The 16,269-nt window shown below is 58.7% G+C and carries 13 protein-coding genes; 5 read left to right on the plus strand and 8 right to left on the minus strand.

Translation table 11 applies throughout. From position 1 onward, the window contains the following. Positions 1-97: 97 nt before the first annotated feature. Complete coding sequence (locus tag WNZ14_RS09755; RefSeq protein ID WP_342868367.1) at positions 98-1,444, plus strand: EAL domain-containing protein; 1,347 nt, start codon at positions 98-100, stop codon at positions 1,442-1,444. On the opposite strand, the gene WNZ14_RS09760 is transcribed toward WNZ14_RS09755, so the two are convergent. After that, the gene (locus WNZ14_RS09760; protein ID WP_342868368.1) at positions 1,434-2,351 is read right to left on the minus strand and encodes a LysR substrate-binding domain-containing protein; all 918 of its coding nucleotides are present in this window, start codon (positions 2,349-2,351) and stop codon (positions 1,434-1,436) included. The two genes, WNZ14_RS09755 and WNZ14_RS09760, sit on opposite strands and share 11 nt — an antisense overlap. 85 nt (positions 2,352-2,436) lie before the next feature. Here WNZ14_RS09760 and WNZ14_RS09765 point away from each other — a divergent pair, with 85 nt between their 5' ends. From WNZ14_RS09765 to WNZ14_RS09775, 3 genes are all read left to right on the plus strand, one after another. After that, positions 2,437-4,008 (plus strand): trimethylamine methyltransferase family protein, encoded by a 1,572-nt coding sequence (locus WNZ14_RS09765; RefSeq protein WP_342868369.1) that lies wholly within the window; start codon positions 2,437-2,439, stop codon positions 4,006-4,008. A 28-nt stretch (positions 4,009-4,036) separates the two neighbouring features. Continuing rightward, positions 4,037-4,480 carry a hypothetical protein gene (locus tag WNZ14_RS09770; protein WP_342868370.1) on the plus strand — a complete coding sequence of 148 codons (444 nt, stop codon included), beginning with the start codon at positions 4,037-4,039 and terminating at the stop codon, positions 4,478-4,480. Positions 4,481-4,546: 66 nt separating this feature from the next. Beyond that, positions 4,547-6,613, plus strand: coding sequence for an NADH:flavin oxidoreductase (locus tag WNZ14_RS09775; RefSeq protein ID WP_342868371.1), 2,067 nt, complete (start codon positions 4,547-4,549; stop codon positions 6,611-6,613). 345 nt (positions 6,614-6,958) lie between these two features. Here WNZ14_RS09775 and WNZ14_RS09780 read toward each other — a convergent pair whose 3' ends face one another. The 5 genes from WNZ14_RS09780 to WNZ14_RS09800 form a co-directional block, all read right to left on the minus strand. Beyond that, on the minus strand, positions 6,959-7,849 hold the full coding sequence (locus WNZ14_RS09780; protein ID WP_342868372.1) for an SMP-30/gluconolactonase/LRE family protein: 891 nt from the start codon (positions 7,847-7,849) through the stop codon (positions 6,959-6,961). Continuing rightward, positions 7,846-8,484, minus strand: a complete 639-nt coding sequence (locus WNZ14_RS09785) for a 2-dehydro-3-deoxy-6-phosphogalactonate aldolase (RefSeq protein WP_342868373.1) — start codon at positions 8,482-8,484, stop codon at positions 7,846-7,848. The genes WNZ14_RS09780 and WNZ14_RS09785 overlap by 4 nt, the downstream gene beginning before the upstream one ends. Then, positions 8,481-9,413, minus strand: coding sequence for a 2-dehydro-3-deoxygalactonokinase (locus tag WNZ14_RS09790; RefSeq protein ID WP_342868374.1), 933 nt, complete (start codon positions 9,411-9,413; stop codon positions 8,481-8,483). The genes WNZ14_RS09785 and WNZ14_RS09790 overlap by 4 nt, the downstream gene beginning before the upstream one ends. Continuing rightward, positions 9,410-10,180, minus strand: a complete 771-nt coding sequence (locus WNZ14_RS09795; protein WP_342868375.1) for an SDR family oxidoreductase — start codon at positions 10,178-10,180, stop codon at positions 9,410-9,412. The genes WNZ14_RS09790 and WNZ14_RS09795 overlap by 4 nt, the downstream gene beginning before the upstream one ends. Positions 10,181-10,441: 261 nt before the next feature. After that, a complete protein-coding gene (locus WNZ14_RS09800; protein WP_342868376.1) occupies positions 10,442-12,070 on the minus strand; it encodes a long-chain-fatty-acid--CoA ligase in 1,629 nt (542 codons plus the stop codon). Between the two features lie 315 nt (positions 12,071-12,385). Here WNZ14_RS09800 and WNZ14_RS09805 point away from each other — a divergent pair, with 315 nt between their 5' ends. Next, complete coding sequence (locus WNZ14_RS09805; RefSeq protein WP_342868377.1) at positions 12,386-13,120, plus strand: LuxR C-terminal-related transcriptional regulator; 735 nt, start codon at positions 12,386-12,388, stop codon at positions 13,118-13,120. 40 nt (positions 13,121-13,160) lie between these two features. Here WNZ14_RS09805 and WNZ14_RS09810 read toward each other — a convergent pair whose 3' ends face one another. Both WNZ14_RS09810 and WNZ14_RS09815 read right to left on the minus strand, forming a co-directional pair. Further along, positions 13,161-14,822: a CRTAC1 family protein gene (locus WNZ14_RS09810; protein WP_342868378.1), complete on the minus strand. Its 1,662-nt coding sequence runs from the start codon at positions 14,820-14,822 to the stop codon at positions 13,161-13,163. Further along, positions 14,819-16,255 (minus strand): di-heme oxidoredictase family protein, encoded by a 1,437-nt coding sequence (locus WNZ14_RS09815; RefSeq protein ID WP_342868379.1) that lies wholly within the window; start codon positions 16,253-16,255, stop codon positions 14,819-14,821. Before WNZ14_RS09815 ends, WNZ14_RS09810 begins: the two co-directional genes overlap by 4 nt. Between the last annotated feature and the right edge of the window lie 14 nt (positions 16,256-16,269).

A 16,269-nucleotide genomic window follows, 5' to 3' on the forward strand; every position in this document is an offset into this window, starting at 1 on the left:
AATAGGACAATCTTAAGACATCTGCCCCATTTTGTTTTCAAAAGTTACATTCATACCTGCGGACCAGTTTTCATTGATGACTCCAGACGATTCAAATATGGACGCATTGTCCCCGAACCCGAATTCTGTGGCTTACACGGATCCATTGACCGGGTTGGGAAATCGTCGTCGTCTGATGGACAAGATCCGCAAGCTGGCCGCTGAACGCGCTGACGATCCTGCTCCATTTACCATCGGCATCGCCAATATCGACGGTTTCAAGCCGATCAACGATCTTTTCGGACACGCCGCAGGTGACGAAATTCTGTGTCAGGTGGCGCACCGGTTGCGGGCGTGCCTGCCGGATGGAGGCTTTGTCGCCCGAATTGAAAGCGATGAGTTCGCGTTCATCCTGCCTCTGGTTTTCGAGAAAAAGGGTGCAGAGAAAATCGGTCGGATGTTCAAGGACGTGCTGTCTGCACCCTATGATCTGGGTGACCGCAATGTACGCCTGTCCGCTTCTTTTGGCTTTGCCGTCTACCCGTTCGCCGGTGAGCAGTTCGCAGAATTGCTCAAGAGTGCGGATACTGCGCTGTACCGCTCCAAACGTCGCGGCCGCGGCCAGATCACTGTCTATTCCGAGGAAATCGCGGAAGAGATGCGTCGCGGTACGCAGATCGAACAGGCCCTTCGCCGCGCGATCATCGCCGATGAAGTGGCGGTTCACTTCCAGCCGATCGTAGACCTTGCCGATGGCTCGATTCAAGGCTTTGAAGCGCTGGCCCGCTGGACAGACAAGGAACTCGGTTTTGTCTCGCCGGCAATGTTCATTCCGCTCGCCGAAGAGCGCGGCTTTATCGATTCGCTCACGGAAACCTTGCTCAAGAAGGCCGCAGAAACGGCCAAGCACTGGCCTCCAGGCATCTTCCTTTCGTTCAATCTCTCTTCAGCCCAGTTGATTGATCCGGCGACGGCGTTCAATGTTCTCGCCGTCATCAACCGGGTGGGGCTCGATCCCCGTCGTCTGGAACTTGAAATCACCGAAACGGCGATGATGAGTGACCCCGAGGTTGCCGCCAAGGTGGTGACCGAGCTCAGCAGCGTCGGGATAAGGGTGTCGCTTGATGACTTTGGCACAGGCCAGTCCAGTCTGGGACGGTTGCGCGACTTCGCCTTCAACAAGGTCAAGATTGACCGCAGTTTTGTGAGCGAAATCACCATCGACAAATCTGCAGAGCATATCGTGCGGGCCATTTTGGCTATGTGCGAGGGGCTCAACCTCAAGGTTATCGCCGAAGGCATCGAGACCGAGGAACAGGCAGCCAAACTCAGGGAGCTTGGCTGCAAATCGGGGCAGGGCTGGCTCTATGGCAAGGCTGTCGATGCAACAGCGACCTTTGCGCTTCTCGAAGCCGAGGAAATTTCCCGTGCAGGTGCGTCCAGGCAGAATATGGTCATCCGCTGACGTCACGCCCCTCCTTGGTCAACCAGTTCAAGACCAGCTCCGTTTGTGCAGAAAGCGCGCGTCCCTTCGGCCAGATCACGTGAAATGCTGCTCCGGTGACCAGCCGGTGATCAGTCACTTTCTTGAGCAAGCCTGACTTTACCAGCCGCTCCGTCAGGTGCTGCCAGCTCAGCGCCACGCCTTGTCCTTCCATCACCGCCTGTATCACCAGCACGTAATCATTGATTGCAAGCCCACGGTTCGCTGTTACCGCGTTGACGTCGGCGCTCTTGAACCATTGCCTCCAGTCACAAGCGCTGCGAAACGGCTCCTCGAGGTGAATGAGCCTGTGTTGCGTGAGGTGGGCGACACTTTCCGGCATGCCGTGCTTTTCTAGATAGGCAGCACTCGCCACCGCCTCGATCACTTCCGGTGCGATTAGTGCGCTTTCATAGTCAGGCCAGTCTTCCGGCCTGCCGCCCCGCACGCCAAGCTCGACATTCTCAGTGCGAATGTCGAGATCGCGATCAGCAGTCTGGATACGAAGATCGATGTCGGGAAGTTCATCCCGCAGTCGGTGGAGCCGTGGCAGCATCCAGAGCGAGGCGAATGCGGTTGACGCCGCGAGCGTGACACTGGCGGCCCGGCCTCGCGCCCGGATGTCTTCCGCTGATTTGCGGATATGGCTCAGGCCAAGCGTCACATCTGCATGAAACCGACGTCCTGCTTCGGTCAGCGACACCGCGCGGTGCGCTCGATGAAAAAGGGGAGTGCCGAGCTGGTTCTCGAGCGACCGGATCGCATAGCTGACCGCTGCCTGTGTCATGCCGAGTTCTTGTGCGGCTTTGGTGAAGCTGAGCTGTCGTCCCGCCGCTTCAAAGACGATGAGATTGCCAGCCGAGGGAAGCAGGTGACGAAGGTTATCCATAAGTCCAGCTTATCCAACGCAATGGAATTTTCCAGCATTACATGCGGTCAAACCAAACCTAGACTGAAGGCTCGGAGGGTTTGCCATGGACGCTGCAGAAATGATTGATCCCAAGGCTGCACTCACGCGCAGGCGTGAACGCGCTGGCGGTCGTGATGGTCGCAGGTCCGGTCATGGCACAGCGCCGCCCCATCGCGCGGCGCCCTATATCATCCGCAACATTCCGACCTATGACATAATGGGCGAGGAAAACCTGCTCAAGATCGAGGCTGCGGCAGACCGGATCCTGGCAGAAGTCGGTATCGAATTTCGTGATGACGCCGCAGCGCTCGAGCATTGGAAGGCAGCCGGCGCCCGCGTCGACGGCCTGCTGGTAAAGTTCGAGCCGGGAATGTTGCGCGAGATCCTGAAGTCCGCGCCGGCAAGCTTTACCCAGCACGCCCGCAATCCGGCCAACAATGTCGAAATCGGCGGCAAGAGCGTCATCTTTGCGCCTGCCTACGGCTCTCCCTTCGTGATGGACCTCGATAAGGGTCGTCGCTACGGAACGATCGAGGACTTCCGGAACTTCGTCAAACTGGCGCAATCAAGCCCATGGCTGCACCATTCCGGCGGAACCATTTGCGAGCCGGTCGATGTGCCGGTCAACAAGCGCCATCTCGACATGGCCTATGCGCACCTGAAATACTCCGATCGCGGTTTCATGGGATCTGTCACAGCCGAAAGCCGCGCCGAAGAATCGATCGAGATGGCGCGGATCGTCTTTGGCCGCGATTTCGTCGACCAGAATTGCGTCATCCTCGGCAATGTCAATGTCAACTCGCCCTTGGTCTGGGATGGCACCATGACCAATGTACTCAGGGCCTATGCCCGCGCCAACCAGGCCGCGGTCATCGTGCCGTTTATCCTTGGCGGCGCCATGGGGCCGGTGACCAATGCCGGCGCAATCGCGCAATCGCTTGCCGAAACCATGGCCGGATGTGCCCTGACCCAGCTTGAGCGAAAGGGCGCGCCGGTGATCTTCGGCAATTTCCTCTCATCAATGTCGCTCAGGACAGGTTCGCCGACATTTGGAACTCCTGAACCTGCCATAGGCTCGATGGTGATCGGGCAATTGGCGCGCCGCCTCAACCTGCCGCTCAGGTGCGCAGGCAATTTCTCCAACTCGAAACTGCCTGACGCCCAGGCGATGAACGAAGGCACCATGTCGATGCTCTCTGCTGTGCATTGCGGGGCAAACTTCATCCTGCATTCCGCCGGATTCCTCGACGGCCTGCTGTCGATGTCCTACGAGAAATTCGTCATGGACGCGGATTTCTGCGGCGCGCTGCACCCTTATCTCGCCGGCGTCGTGGTTGACGACAATTCGTTGGCCATCGACGCATTTCTCGAAGTGGGCGTCGGCAAGCATTTCCTCGGCTGCGCCCATACGATGGAAAATTACCAGACAGCGTTCTGGGATTCAGAGATCGCTGACAATGAGCCGTTCGAAAAATGGGACGTTTCCGGGCGAACGGATGCAGCAACGCGCGCCAATGCGCGCTGGAAACGGATGCTGGCCGACTATCAGGCGCCTCCGATGGATGAGGCGATGGATGAGGCGCTTGTGGATTATGTCGATCGGACCAAAGCGGGGTTGGCCGACGCATGGTATTGAGGGGCGTCATTCCAACAGGAGTAGTAAAATGCTAAAGTCCCTTGCTGTGCTGCCTGTGTTTTTTATGATTGCCACCGCACCTGTCCTTGCTGGCGAACCCGCTGATGCGGTCAAGTATTTCTACGACAATCTCGGTTCCGAAACGCAACCAGAGAACCGTGACCGCTTCACCGGGCCGGCGCTCGAGTTCCTCAATGCCGCCAACGCTGCCTGGGAGAGGGATGAAACGAATTGCATCGAGTTCATGTTCCCGGTTGATGGCCAGGATTTTGACGATGCCGAAATCGCCAAGACCCTCAAGCTCGATGAAACCGTCAATGGTGATAGCGCAGACGTGACAGCGAGTTTCAGTAATTTCGGTCAGGCCACGCAGGTGGAATGGTCATTGACCAAGACTGCAGCAGGCTGGCAGGTTGCAGACATCGCGTCTGAAGCCAATCAGTGGCGAGTTTCGCGCATGACCTGCGACTGAAGTAACAATGGACCGGGGAGTGGTCGATCCGTCCCCGGACTATCCGGAACCAAGGAGCCGTCACCGATGGTGCAAGTCAACGATCCGCTGCTGCAGCCCTACCAGCTCAAGCATCTGACGCTGAAGAACCGGATCATGACCACCAGTCATGAACCGGCCTATCCGGAAGACGGCATGCCAAAGGATCGCTACCGCGCCTATCATGTCGAGCGTGCCAAGGCCGGCATTGCCATGACCATGACTGCGGGCTCTGCGGCGGTCTCAAGAGACAGCCCGCCGGTGTTCAACAATGTGCTGGCCTACAAGGACGAAGTCGTGGGCTGGATGAAAAAGCTTACCGACGAATGCCATGAGCATGGCTGCGCGGTGATGATCCAGCTCACCCATCTTGGCCGCCGCACCCACTGGAACAAGGGTGACTGGTTGCCGGCGCTCTCGACCAGCAATCAGCGCGAACCGGCGCACCGGGCATTCCCCAAGAAGATGGAAGACTGGGACATCGCCCGGGTGATTGCCGACTATGCAGATGCCGCCGAGCGCATGGCTGAAGCCGGCCTCGATGGCGTCGAGCTCGAATGCTACGGCCACCTCATGGACCAGTTCATGTCGCCGCTGACCAATGAGCTCGAAGGCCCCTACGGCGGCAGCCTCGAAAACCGGGCCCGCTTCGCGCTTGAGGTGGTAGCCGCCATCAAGGCGCGGGTTGGCGACAAGCTGCTGGTTGGCGTGCGCTACACCGCCGACGAGACTGCCAAGGATGGCATAAGCGAAGACGACGGCATCGCGATCGGCCACCTGTTCAAGGCATCAGGCAACGTCGATTTTCTCAACGTGATCCGCGGCCAGATCCACACCGACCCGGCGATGACCGACGTCATCCCCGTGCAGGGCATGAAGTCCGCCCCGCATCTGGATTTCGCCGGACGCATCCGGGCTGAAGTCGGCATGCCGACATTTCACGCCGCGCGCATACCCGATGTGGCAACGGCCCGTTATGCCATTTCCGAGGGCAAGCTCGACATGGTCGGCATGACCCGAGCTCACATGGCCGATCCGCATCTGGTCAGGAAGATCATGGAAGGACGCGAGCACGATATCCGTCCCTGCGTTGGCGCCACCTATTGCCTCGACCGGATCTACCAGGCCGGCGACGCCCTCTGCATCCACAATCCGGCGACGGGCCGCGAACTGACCATGCCGCACACGATTGCGCCCGCGCCTGAGAAAAAGCGGGTGGTGATCATTGGGGCAGGGCCTGCAGGACTGGAGGCTGCGCGGGTTGCCGCCGAGCGCGGGCACCATGTCACGGTCTTCGAGGCGCAGCCCGATCCGGGCGGACAGATCCGCCTGACCGCGCAGAACCAGCGCCGCAAGGAGATGATCGGCATCATCGAGTGGCGCATGGCCCAATGCGCGGCGCGGGACGTCGAATTCCGGTTCAACACTTGGGCCGAGGCCGAAGATGTAACCGCTGAAAATCCGGATGTGTTGATCATAGCTACCGGCGGCCTGCCGCACACCGAGGTGCTCGAGCAGGGCAACGATCTGGTGGTCTCGAGCTGGGATCTGATTTCCGGAGACATCAAGCCGGGCAAGTCCGTATTGATCTATGATGACGCCGGTGACCATGCGGGACTTCAGGCGGCGGAAGTGGCTGCAATGTCCGGCGCCAGCGTCGAAATCATGACACCCGATCGTAGCTTCGCACCCGATGTTATGGCGATGAACCTGGTGCCTTACATGCGTTCGCTGCAGGACAAGGATGTCACCTTCACCGTGACCTACCGGCTGACCTCGGTCGAGCGTGACGGCAACCGCCTCAAAGCCATCATCGGCAGCGATTACATGCCGCTCGCCAAGGAGCGTCACTTTGATCAGGTCGTCATCAACCACGGCACCCTGCCGCTGGATGAGCTCTATTTCGAGCTCAAGCCGCACGCGAGCAATCTCGGTCAGGTTGACTACGAGGCGTTTATTACCGGCAAACCGCAGACCCTGAATGGCGGCCCTTCGTCTTCGCCGGAAGGGGGTGGCACAGATGGTTTTCAGCTGTTTCGCATTGGCGATGCGGTGGCGGCAAGGAACACCCACGCTGCGATCTACGACGCGCTGAGGCTGATGAAGGATATCTAGAACCTTGGGTACGGCTCACAGATAGCCAATACCCTGGGTACGCTTGTCCGAAATAGTGAGGGCAAACGGCGAAACCATACGTTCCTCAGCTTGATCGCGGCCCATCGGACTCCGCACACTCATTTACCTGAAGTGCTGCGACCGAACCCGGAGTCCGGACAAAAAACGAAGAAAACCACAAGATGGTGCGCTTCAAGACCCGGCGCGTTGATGAGCACGAAGTCCGGCGACCCGGCACGGTATGGCTATACGTGGCGGCGTCGGCCGATGGGGTGTTCAAACCGGTGTTCGTGCTGATAACAAACGCCGTGCGGGCGGGGCCGTCAGGGCAACCGCACGGTAACCTCAAAGAACATAGTCAGGCTCGAACCGGCCCTTGACCGGATGGTTGAGCAGGAAGGTTGAGCCGGCATCGGGGTCGGCGGCAAGCTCTTCTGCTGAAAGTCCCTGTTGGGCCGATGTCACCATCAGTTGGCCAGCATCTGCTCCGACAAAGGCCGGGCAAGTGGATAGACTGGCAGGAACCTTGAGCGTGGCGATCCGCTTGCCCTCAGTCGAATACGCGTCGATGCAACCCGCGCCCCATCGGGCGTTCCAGATAACGCCATGCTGATCACACACGGCACCATCAAGCCCGCCGTTCCCGCCGCGATGATCGAAGAAGATCTCGGGCGCGGCTGTGGGCAATGCAGTCGACGGGTCAATTGCCACCCGCATCAACTGGCCCGACATCGTATCGGTGTAGTATGCGATACTTCCGTCCGGCGAGAAGCAGATGGCGTTCGGGATCGTGATCTCCGGGAACAGCTTCGTCACCTTGCCGCGCGCCACGTGGTAGATAGCACCCGCTTTTTTCTCGGCGTTCTTTCCCATCGTGCCGAACCACAGCGCGCCGCATGGATGAACCCGTCCATCGTTTGACCGGGTCACTTCATTGTCCGCTTCAATAGCCGTGATCAGCTCCAGCTCGCCTGTCGCTGTATGGCGCATGTGCAAGCCGGTCTCGGTGACCATTACCTGCCGGCCATTGTCAACCCGCGCCAGAACGCTGCCCATCTCGGGAAGCTCATGGGTTCTCAGGCTGTTTGAAACGAGCACGTATTCGAACAGCTTTTGGCCGATGATATCAAACCACCATGCGATGCCCGTATGGGGGTCATAGGTGGGACCTTCGCCAAGTGTGCCGGCGGGCGCGTTCAACTTTTCCCCCGAAAACGCAATCAGATCTGTACTCACGTATTGTTCCCCTCAAGTGCGTCATAGGCCTTTATCGACGCTAGGGCGCGCAGCTTGACTTCGCTCGCCTGCATGCCTGCCTTGTAGAGGCTGGAGCCAAGCCCGAACGTCCGGACGCCAACTTTGGCATAGGCAGCAAAATCATCGTCTGAAACGCCACCAACCGCGCCCACCGGCACATCCTTTGGCAAGACCGCGCGGATGGCGTTTATGCCGGTTGGACCGAGTACGCTGGCTGGAAAGAACTTGAGTGCCGAGGCGCCCGCGGCGCATGCGACGAGAGCTTCGGTCGGCGTGAAGACGCCTGGCATGGTGACCATGCCGTGAGAGGCGGCTTGGCCGATCACGTCGCTGTCGACATTGGGGCTGACCATCAAGCGCCCACCAACGCCATCGAGCCGATCAACGTCCTCGACAGACAACACCGTGCCTGCACCGATCAGCACGCCCTTCGGTGCGCGTTTGACCGCGATCTCGATTGAGCGGAACGGGTCGGGCGAATTGAGCGGGATCTCGATCGCCGTGAACCCCGCGTCGACAAGAGCGTCGACGATATCGGCGGTTTCGTCGGATTTGATGCCGCGCAGGATCGCAACCAGATTGCGCTTCATGGAAGGAAACTTGATCCGTATCATGGGTGTGTGACATCCCCGTTGGTATTGGAAAATCCGTGCCAGGCTTCCACCAGGCCACGTCTGACTGCCGCATCGGCGTTGATGTCGCGAACCTTGACCCCGCACTCGGAAAGCGCTGCATGGTAGAGGCGCTGCATCGCGCCGCTCGCCACCAGCCCGATCTGTTCGTCGCCTCGCACGCCGGCACCGGCAAGTTCCACCCCGATCAGCAGGCCCGAAAGCCTCGCCCGGTTCTCGTCAATCCCGTGGCTGTGAAGCAATTGGCCTGCCCGGATGGAAAAGAGATGGTGGGTGATCTTTGCAGCCTGAGCCCAGCCATCCCGGACACCGGTGAGAAACGCCGGATCATTGGCATCCACGCCGCCTTCGCCGCCGGTCGAATGAACAAGAATGGTCTTTGCGCTGATGGCGGCAAACAACTCGCCCGTCATGAAGGTTTCAAACCCGGTGACGGTTGCCCCGTCCATGCTGACCCATTTCGAGTGCGTTCCGGGCATGCAGTAGCGCGCGCCGCCAGGCATATCGAGGTAAGCACCGAGCAGTTGCGTTTCCTCGCCGCGCATCACATCCGGTTCGCCCTCCGAGCGGACTGCCAGGCCGGGAAGAATAATGACCGACCGCGCCGCGTGAGGCACAATCGTTGCGCTCTTGCCGATGGTCGTCACATCGGCCGGAGTGTCAATGTATCCCGCTTCGACCCAGCCTTGCCGGGATCCTGCCATACCGCAGATGACAACCGGCAAGTGCCCGGGTACGGAAAGAGCGGTGAGATGATTTTCGAGCACGGTTTCGAAGCCGAGCGCAGCAACCTCGGTCATTCCCTCGTTGCTGCGGTGCTCGGCAAGCACTGTGCCGTCGCGTGACATCACCCAGAGGCGAAAACTCGACGTTCCCCAGTCGACTGCCACGATGCTGGGCGCTGTACTCACATCATGCCTCCGTCTGCGATCAGAACCTGTGCTGTTATCATGGCCGAAGCACTGGACGCCAGAAACAGGCAGGGCCCGACCATGTCTTCGGGTTGAATTTCCCGTTTGAGGCATTGTCGATCAATCATGGCAGAGAGGCCGTCCTCGGTCACCCAAAGTCGCTTCTGCCGCTCCGTCATCACCCAGCCAGGTGCGATGGCGTTGACCCGGATGCCATCCGGGCCCAGCCGACCTGCAAGGCCTTTGGTCAGTCCGACAATCCCTGCCTTTGCCGCGGTGTATGCGGGCATGGCACCAATGTTGAGCATGTAGGATGTCGAGGTGAAATTAACGATCGTGCCGCCACCAGCTGCGATCATGCCAAGCGCAACGGCCTTGGCGGTAAACGCAACCGGTCTCAGATTGATCGCCTGATTGCTGTCCCAGTACTCGCCGCTCATCTCGAGAAGCTCGTGCCGGTCATCGAGCGCGGCATTGTTGACCAGCACGGTGGCTGCACCATGGGCGCTTTCCGCCTGTGCAACGGCTTGCGTGATGGCGTCGAGATCAGTGAGATCGGCAGGGATGAACAACGGCGCATGGCGGCTGCCAGCTGCCAGCCTAGTGGCAAGTTCCCGGCTTGGCGCCTCGGCGATATCGATGAAGGCAACTTTGGCCCCTTGCGCAACAAAGCCCTCGGTCAGCGCCGCGCCGATACCAGTGCCACCGCCGGTGATAAGAACTGCCGCATCCACAAATTCGGGGAATGTCGCTGTCTGCTTGGTCATCAATGGTCCTTTGGTCCGAATCGTGGCCTTCCAATAGCAGTCATGGAGGCGCCAGCCGAATTGGGCAAGTAGACTCCACAGCTCTCCAGCCATGGCTGCCCTGTAAAGACACGGACCGCTCGGCTTTATGATCACGTTGGTATCGAACATATGGGCAGCTGGTCTGTTGCCTGTTCGATCTCACAAATGGAACTGCACCTTACTATTGAAAAGGCCCGGACAAATCCTGCGCCCGGGCCCCTTATTTGAACGGCCTTGCCCTTAGTTGGTCGGCAGTTGATAGTCCTTGAGGGTTTGGCGCAATGCGGTTTTCTGGATCTTGCCGGTTGCCGTGTGCGGGATTTCGTCAATGAACACCACATCGTCCGGCATCCACCACTTGGCGATCTTGCCTTCCAGGAAGTCCAGAACGGACTGTTTGCTCGGGCTGCGACCTTCCTTGACCACGATGACCAGCAGTGGCCGCTCGTCCCACTTCGGGTGGACGACGCCGATCACGGCTGCTTCCGCCACATCGGCATGTCCCACCGCCAGGTTCTCGATCTCGATCGACGAAATCCATTCGCCGCCCGACTTGATCACGTCCTTGGCGCGGTCAGTGATCTGCATGTAGCCATGGTGATCTACATGGGCGACGTCGCCGGTGTCGAACCAGCCTTCGGCATCAAACTGCTCTGCGCCGCGGCCCTTGTAATAGGAGGAAGAGACCGCCGGGCCGCGCACCTTGAGCCGACCGAAGGTCTTGGCGTCCCAAGGCAGGTCGTTGTTTTCGTCATCGGTGATTTTCATTTCGACCGTGAAAGGCGGGTGTCCCTGTTTGGACTGCAGGTCGAGTTTTTCCTCGCCGGTAAGGTGGCTGTACTCCGGTTTGACGGAACACAGCGTTCCCAGCGGGCTCATTTCGGTCATGCCCCACGCATGAATGACTTCCACGCCATAGTCATCCTGGAACGCTTTGGTGATGGCGCGCGGGCAGGCCGATCCGCCGATCACAACGCGGGAAAGATCGGGCAGCTCTCCGCCATGTTTTTCCATATGCTGGAGAAGCATCAACCAGACAGTGGGCACTGCCGCGGTGATGGTGACCTTTTCCTGCGTCAGGATCTCGTAGATTGATGCGCCATCCATTCCTGCGCCGGGCATGATCATCGTGCATCCCGACATCGGGCCGGAAAAGGCAGTCGACCAGCCATTGGCGTGAAACAATGGAACAACCGGCATCAGGCTATCGCGCGATGCCAGGTTGAGCATATCGGGCTGAAGCGCTGCCATTGCATGAAGCACGTTGGAGCGGTGAGAATAGACCACGCCCTTCGGGTCACCGGTGGTGCCGGAGGTGTAGCACATCCCTGCCGCGGTCCGTTCGTCAAATTCTGCCCAGGCAAAGTCGCCATCGGCTTCTGCGATGTAACTCTCGTAAGACACCGCATTCTTCAACGACGTTTCCGGCATGTGTGCATCATCCGTCAGGATGACGATGCGCTCCAGGCTGGGGACTTTTGGCGCGATCATCTCGACCAGTTTGACAAAGGTGAGATCGACGAACAGCATCTTGTCTTCGGCATCGTTCATGATCCAGGCAATCTGGTCAGGAAACAGCCTGGGGTTCAGGGTGTGATAGACCGCACCGATCCCCATGATTCCGTACCAGGTTTCCAGATGGCGCCAGGTGTTCCACGCCATTGTCGCGATGCGGTCTCCCAGGCCGCAGCCATCGCGCTCCAGGCGTTGCGAAAGTCTAAGCGCGCGGCCGCGAATCTCCGCGTAGTTGGTTCTGTGAAATGGTCCTTCGATGGACCGCGAAACCACCTCTCTCTGGCCGTGATAGATTGCCGCATGGTCAATGACCTTGTGGCAAAGCAACGGCCATTCTTGCATCAATCCAAGCATATGATCCCCTTTGGTTTTCATCCTCTTCCAGTGGTGACAGTAGCGCTTCAGGACGAGTGGAGACAACATCAAATCACTGCCAAATTGATGTTTTGCATCTTCGCAAAATTAGTATAATCTTAAGTATACCAAAACTTGGATTTTGGTCTTGATGGCGGATTGAGTGGCAATATTCGACTTCCGCTTGGGGTTGTTTCTGTGGGCTGCGAATTGGAATGGTAATTTGAAATTTACCGAATTCCCAAGGGAATATAGAAACGGAAAGGCGTCATTTCTTTTCGTACCAAAGATCAGTGCGCCCAATATGGGGGTCATATGAACGCGCAGGGTAAGCAAAACAAATTTGCCTTGAGTATTGTTCAGCGCTTGCATGCTTGTAAGACGCAATTGGATATTCTCAGGTTGTTGCGGGAGATTACCGCCGATTTCGGATACCAGCATTTTTTCGTGGTAAACGGGCCGACGACAGCAGCTCCGTGTTTCTCTGAGGCCATAGTCATCACCTCGGCACCCTCCGAGATGGTACAGACTCATGAAGCCAGAACCTCTGCTGCTAGCAATCCTTTGGCGAGCATTCTTCAAAAAATAGGCGCGCCATTCGAATTCCGTCTTGATGGTTCAAATGTAGATACCCCCGCCGATTTCAGGTTGTTTGCGGAGGGCGTTTTCAGCAACGACGATCTGGATTGCGCGTTCATTGTGCCGGTCTACCATCCAGACCACGGCCCGGCGGCGGTATTCTTTCTGGGCAAGCGTTTGCCCATCGGCATGGAAGATACCGCCATATTGTCGCTTTATGCTCATCTTTTGCATCAGAAATTGCGACAGGTTTCAGCCAAGCCGGCCAAGCCCGGTTCGCCGCTGACCGAGCGCGAGCGGGAGTGCCTGGTCTGGACGTCAGTCGGCAAGACCTCTGTCGAAATTGCCAAGATTCTCAATCTGTCGGAACACACGGTCAACCATTATCTGAACAACGCTGCCCGCAAATTTGATGCGGTCAATCGAACGCAAGCCGTGGCTCACGGCTTGCGTCTTGGCTATATTGACTGATCAGATAAGCGCACACGACACTTTCCGATACTGCCTGCTACTACTGAGCGACCGGATACCAGTAGCGGGCATTGGCCTCGCCACGAATGATCCTGACATGCTGATTGGCGAAAACGCGGTACGGATGGCTCCATTCGCCGTCCGGCCACTGAACCCGGATGGTCGCGCGCTCGGAAACCCCCAGCCCGACATGCACGAAACCGGTCTGGCCTGAAGCGTGTCCGCCGCCAACCTGGATCCGGCGGGTCTGGGTGCGTGTCCCCGTTCGAACCGAAATGAGCGATCCCACGGCCGCCGGATTGATCTTGCCGTTGTCGAGTTCAATCTTGACCCAATTGCCCAGCGCCCTGTGCCCCCAATCCGTTGCCGCACCCAGATTGCGGAAAAGACTGGCGGGATGCTCGCGATTGACGACAAACAGGTCGAGCATGCCATCCATGTTGAAGTCCTCGACGATTGCCCCGCGTCCACGCGTGTTGAGCGCAATGCCCGCTTCCATGCCTTTTTCGTGGAAGCTGTCATCAAAACCGCCAAGCAGAAGGTTGTCCGGGTCGAAACTCGCGAAATCCGGCATCGCCTGCACATTGCCCTTGGCGATGAAGAGATCGGTTTTGGTGTCGTTGTTGATATCGGCAAACTGACTGTGCCAGCCCGTCGAGGGTTTCGCGTCTCCACCGGTATAGGGACGGTGTGCAGTTGCGCCCTTTTCAAAGGCGATGTCACGATAGGTTGGCCGATCTTCTCCGGCTTCGTCGTCAAGCTTCTGGATCTTGGTGTCGCCCATCGAAGTCAGGGCATATTCGGGCAATCCGTCAGCATCGAAATCGGTTTCGGCGATCCCCATGCCCCAGATCGTCAACCGCTGCCAACCTTGCGAGGATGAGTAGAGCCGGGGCGCGCGCCCCTCGGCCATGTCCCACAATTGCTCCTCACCGCCACGGTAATACTGCCGGTCGTTGGTAATCCTAAGGTCTGGCCGTCCGGTGCGGTTCCAGTCGGTAAACAGCACCGACAGGGCGCAATATCCCGGCTCGAGCGTTAGCGGTTCGGAGTAATCGGGTGTTTCGCCGGGTCGGGATCTGAGCAACTGGTTGGGCTCGCATGTTCCAAACGGGGTTCCCGGCGCTGAACGATCTACATAATTGCCGATTGCGATCGTCGGAAATTCATTGCCCTTTTCCCAGATTGCCGACATGGCAGTTGACCAGGCGCGTCCGCCATCAATTGAAAAGCTCCTGTTGGCTTTCTCGAACTTGCAATCGGCCCCACCCTTGAGCACCAGATTGCGCCCGAGCCGCAAGAGCACGAGATCCATATGCCGGTCGTTGTCGATGTCCAGCGGATAGGCCCCGAGAATGCCGGTCAGATCCTCAGCTTCCAGCCCCGTGTCGAGGGTTTTGAATGCCAGCGCACCACCTGTCTGGCTTTCATTGACATAGAATTGTGCCGGCGATGAACCGCCCGCAATCACCAGGTCGGGAAGGCGGTCGCCATTGCAATCAAAACTCGCCGCACCACCTCCGACGAAAAATTCCCATCCGCCGGTATAGCTTTGATTGATGCCTGCGTTGGCTGCTTCCTCTTGCAGTATCGGCACATCGGCGGTGAAGTCGGTCTGTGCCTGCGCCTGTGCAGTGACGGGCAGGCTCAACGCTGTCAGCCAGATTGCACTGAACGAGAGGAGTGAGCTCATTTTCATCATGGGACAATCACCAGGGTCTTGAGAAACGCGATCAATGCCGATTTCTCTGCGTCAGGAGCAGCCGCATAGGCGTCACGCGCCTCGCGTCCGTTTCCGCCATGGGCAAGAATGATCTCGTTGAGAGTGCTGAAATCATTGCGGTGGCCATAGGGCTGGGTGGATCCGACGCCCCATAGTTCCGCCGTCTGGAAGATGTTGCGGTCGACAAAGCGCTGCGAGAGAAGTTCGTTGCCGAGCGCATCAATCTGGTTGTCGGTCATGACATGCCGTTTGAGGTCGCCAAACAGCGGCACGAGAACCCGCCCTTCCGCATCGCGAGGTAAGTCTTTGGCCCAGTTCAGAAGGGAAATGTCATAAACCGCTTTTGCGCCAACTTGCCCGTCATTGAGCGTACCGGCCAGATCGAACGGGCCGGGGTCTGCAAAGGAAAGGGTCTCGAGTGGAAGGGCAGGGCGGTGGCAAACGGTGCAGCCGAAATCGGTGAAGCTCGCTTCACCGCGTTCCGCAGCTTCCGCCCAGCCCGCCGCTTCCGGAACCATCCGCACCGGCGCGGGAAGCGTTGCCTGCCAGGAGACAAGTGCGGACACATCGGCAGACGAGATCTCCGCCGTTTTACCGTCGCCATCGAAATCATCGGAGCCCGTCCAGCGCGCACCGAAACGCTCGCTGGCCTGCATGCCATGGTGCTGGTTGAGCGCGTTGATGCTGAACTGGCGGAGCGAAGTCATCACACCTTTCTGGGTGAAGGGCCGGATAACCAGATCGGTGTCAACGCCATCAAGTTCATCCAGATTGACCGAGCCGTCAGGTTCGGCGGAAATGTATCCGAATTCAACGCCCTTGGCTTCAAGCGGCAGCCGCACGGCAGCGCCGCCCGCCCTGGCCTGAGACAGAACGTCACCGCGGATGGCTTGCAGCTCAGCACTCATCTCGCGCGCAAGCAATTCGACCAGCCCCGCGCCGAAGAGATGGTTGGTGCCGCGCTCGCTGGAAAACTGCGGATCGAGCGAATCGAAATCGGCGCTCTCAAAGCCTTCCGAGGCAAACACGTTGGCGACAAAGTCACCGGCGCCGCCGATAGCGGGCTGATTGTGGCATGCAGCACAGGATCCGGCATCCGGACCTGCCGTCCGGAAGAACACCTGTTCGCGTGGATGCTTGCGCCGGGTCGGGTCAATGGCCTGGGTTGCCTGTGGCCGGCCGACACCGTCAAGCGTGGTGAAATGCGCTTCAAACAGAGCCTTTCCGGTATCGATAAGTCGCAGGAGTTCGTCCTTCGGCAAGACGCCTGTCGGCATGTCCTCGCTGGCACCCAGCGCCTGCGTCCGTTCAGCCCACGGCTCGTCGGCCAACACAGATCCCGCCGATCCGATTTGCAGTCCCAGAACAAGGGCGAGGGACGCCACACCGGGCATCCTGTTCACTGAAATCATGCTGCATTCCTCCT

The organism is Hoeflea sp. AS60, from assembly GCF_038900115.1.
Taxonomy (GTDB): Bacteria; Pseudomonadota; Alphaproteobacteria; order Rhizobiales; family Rhizobiaceae; genus Hoeflea.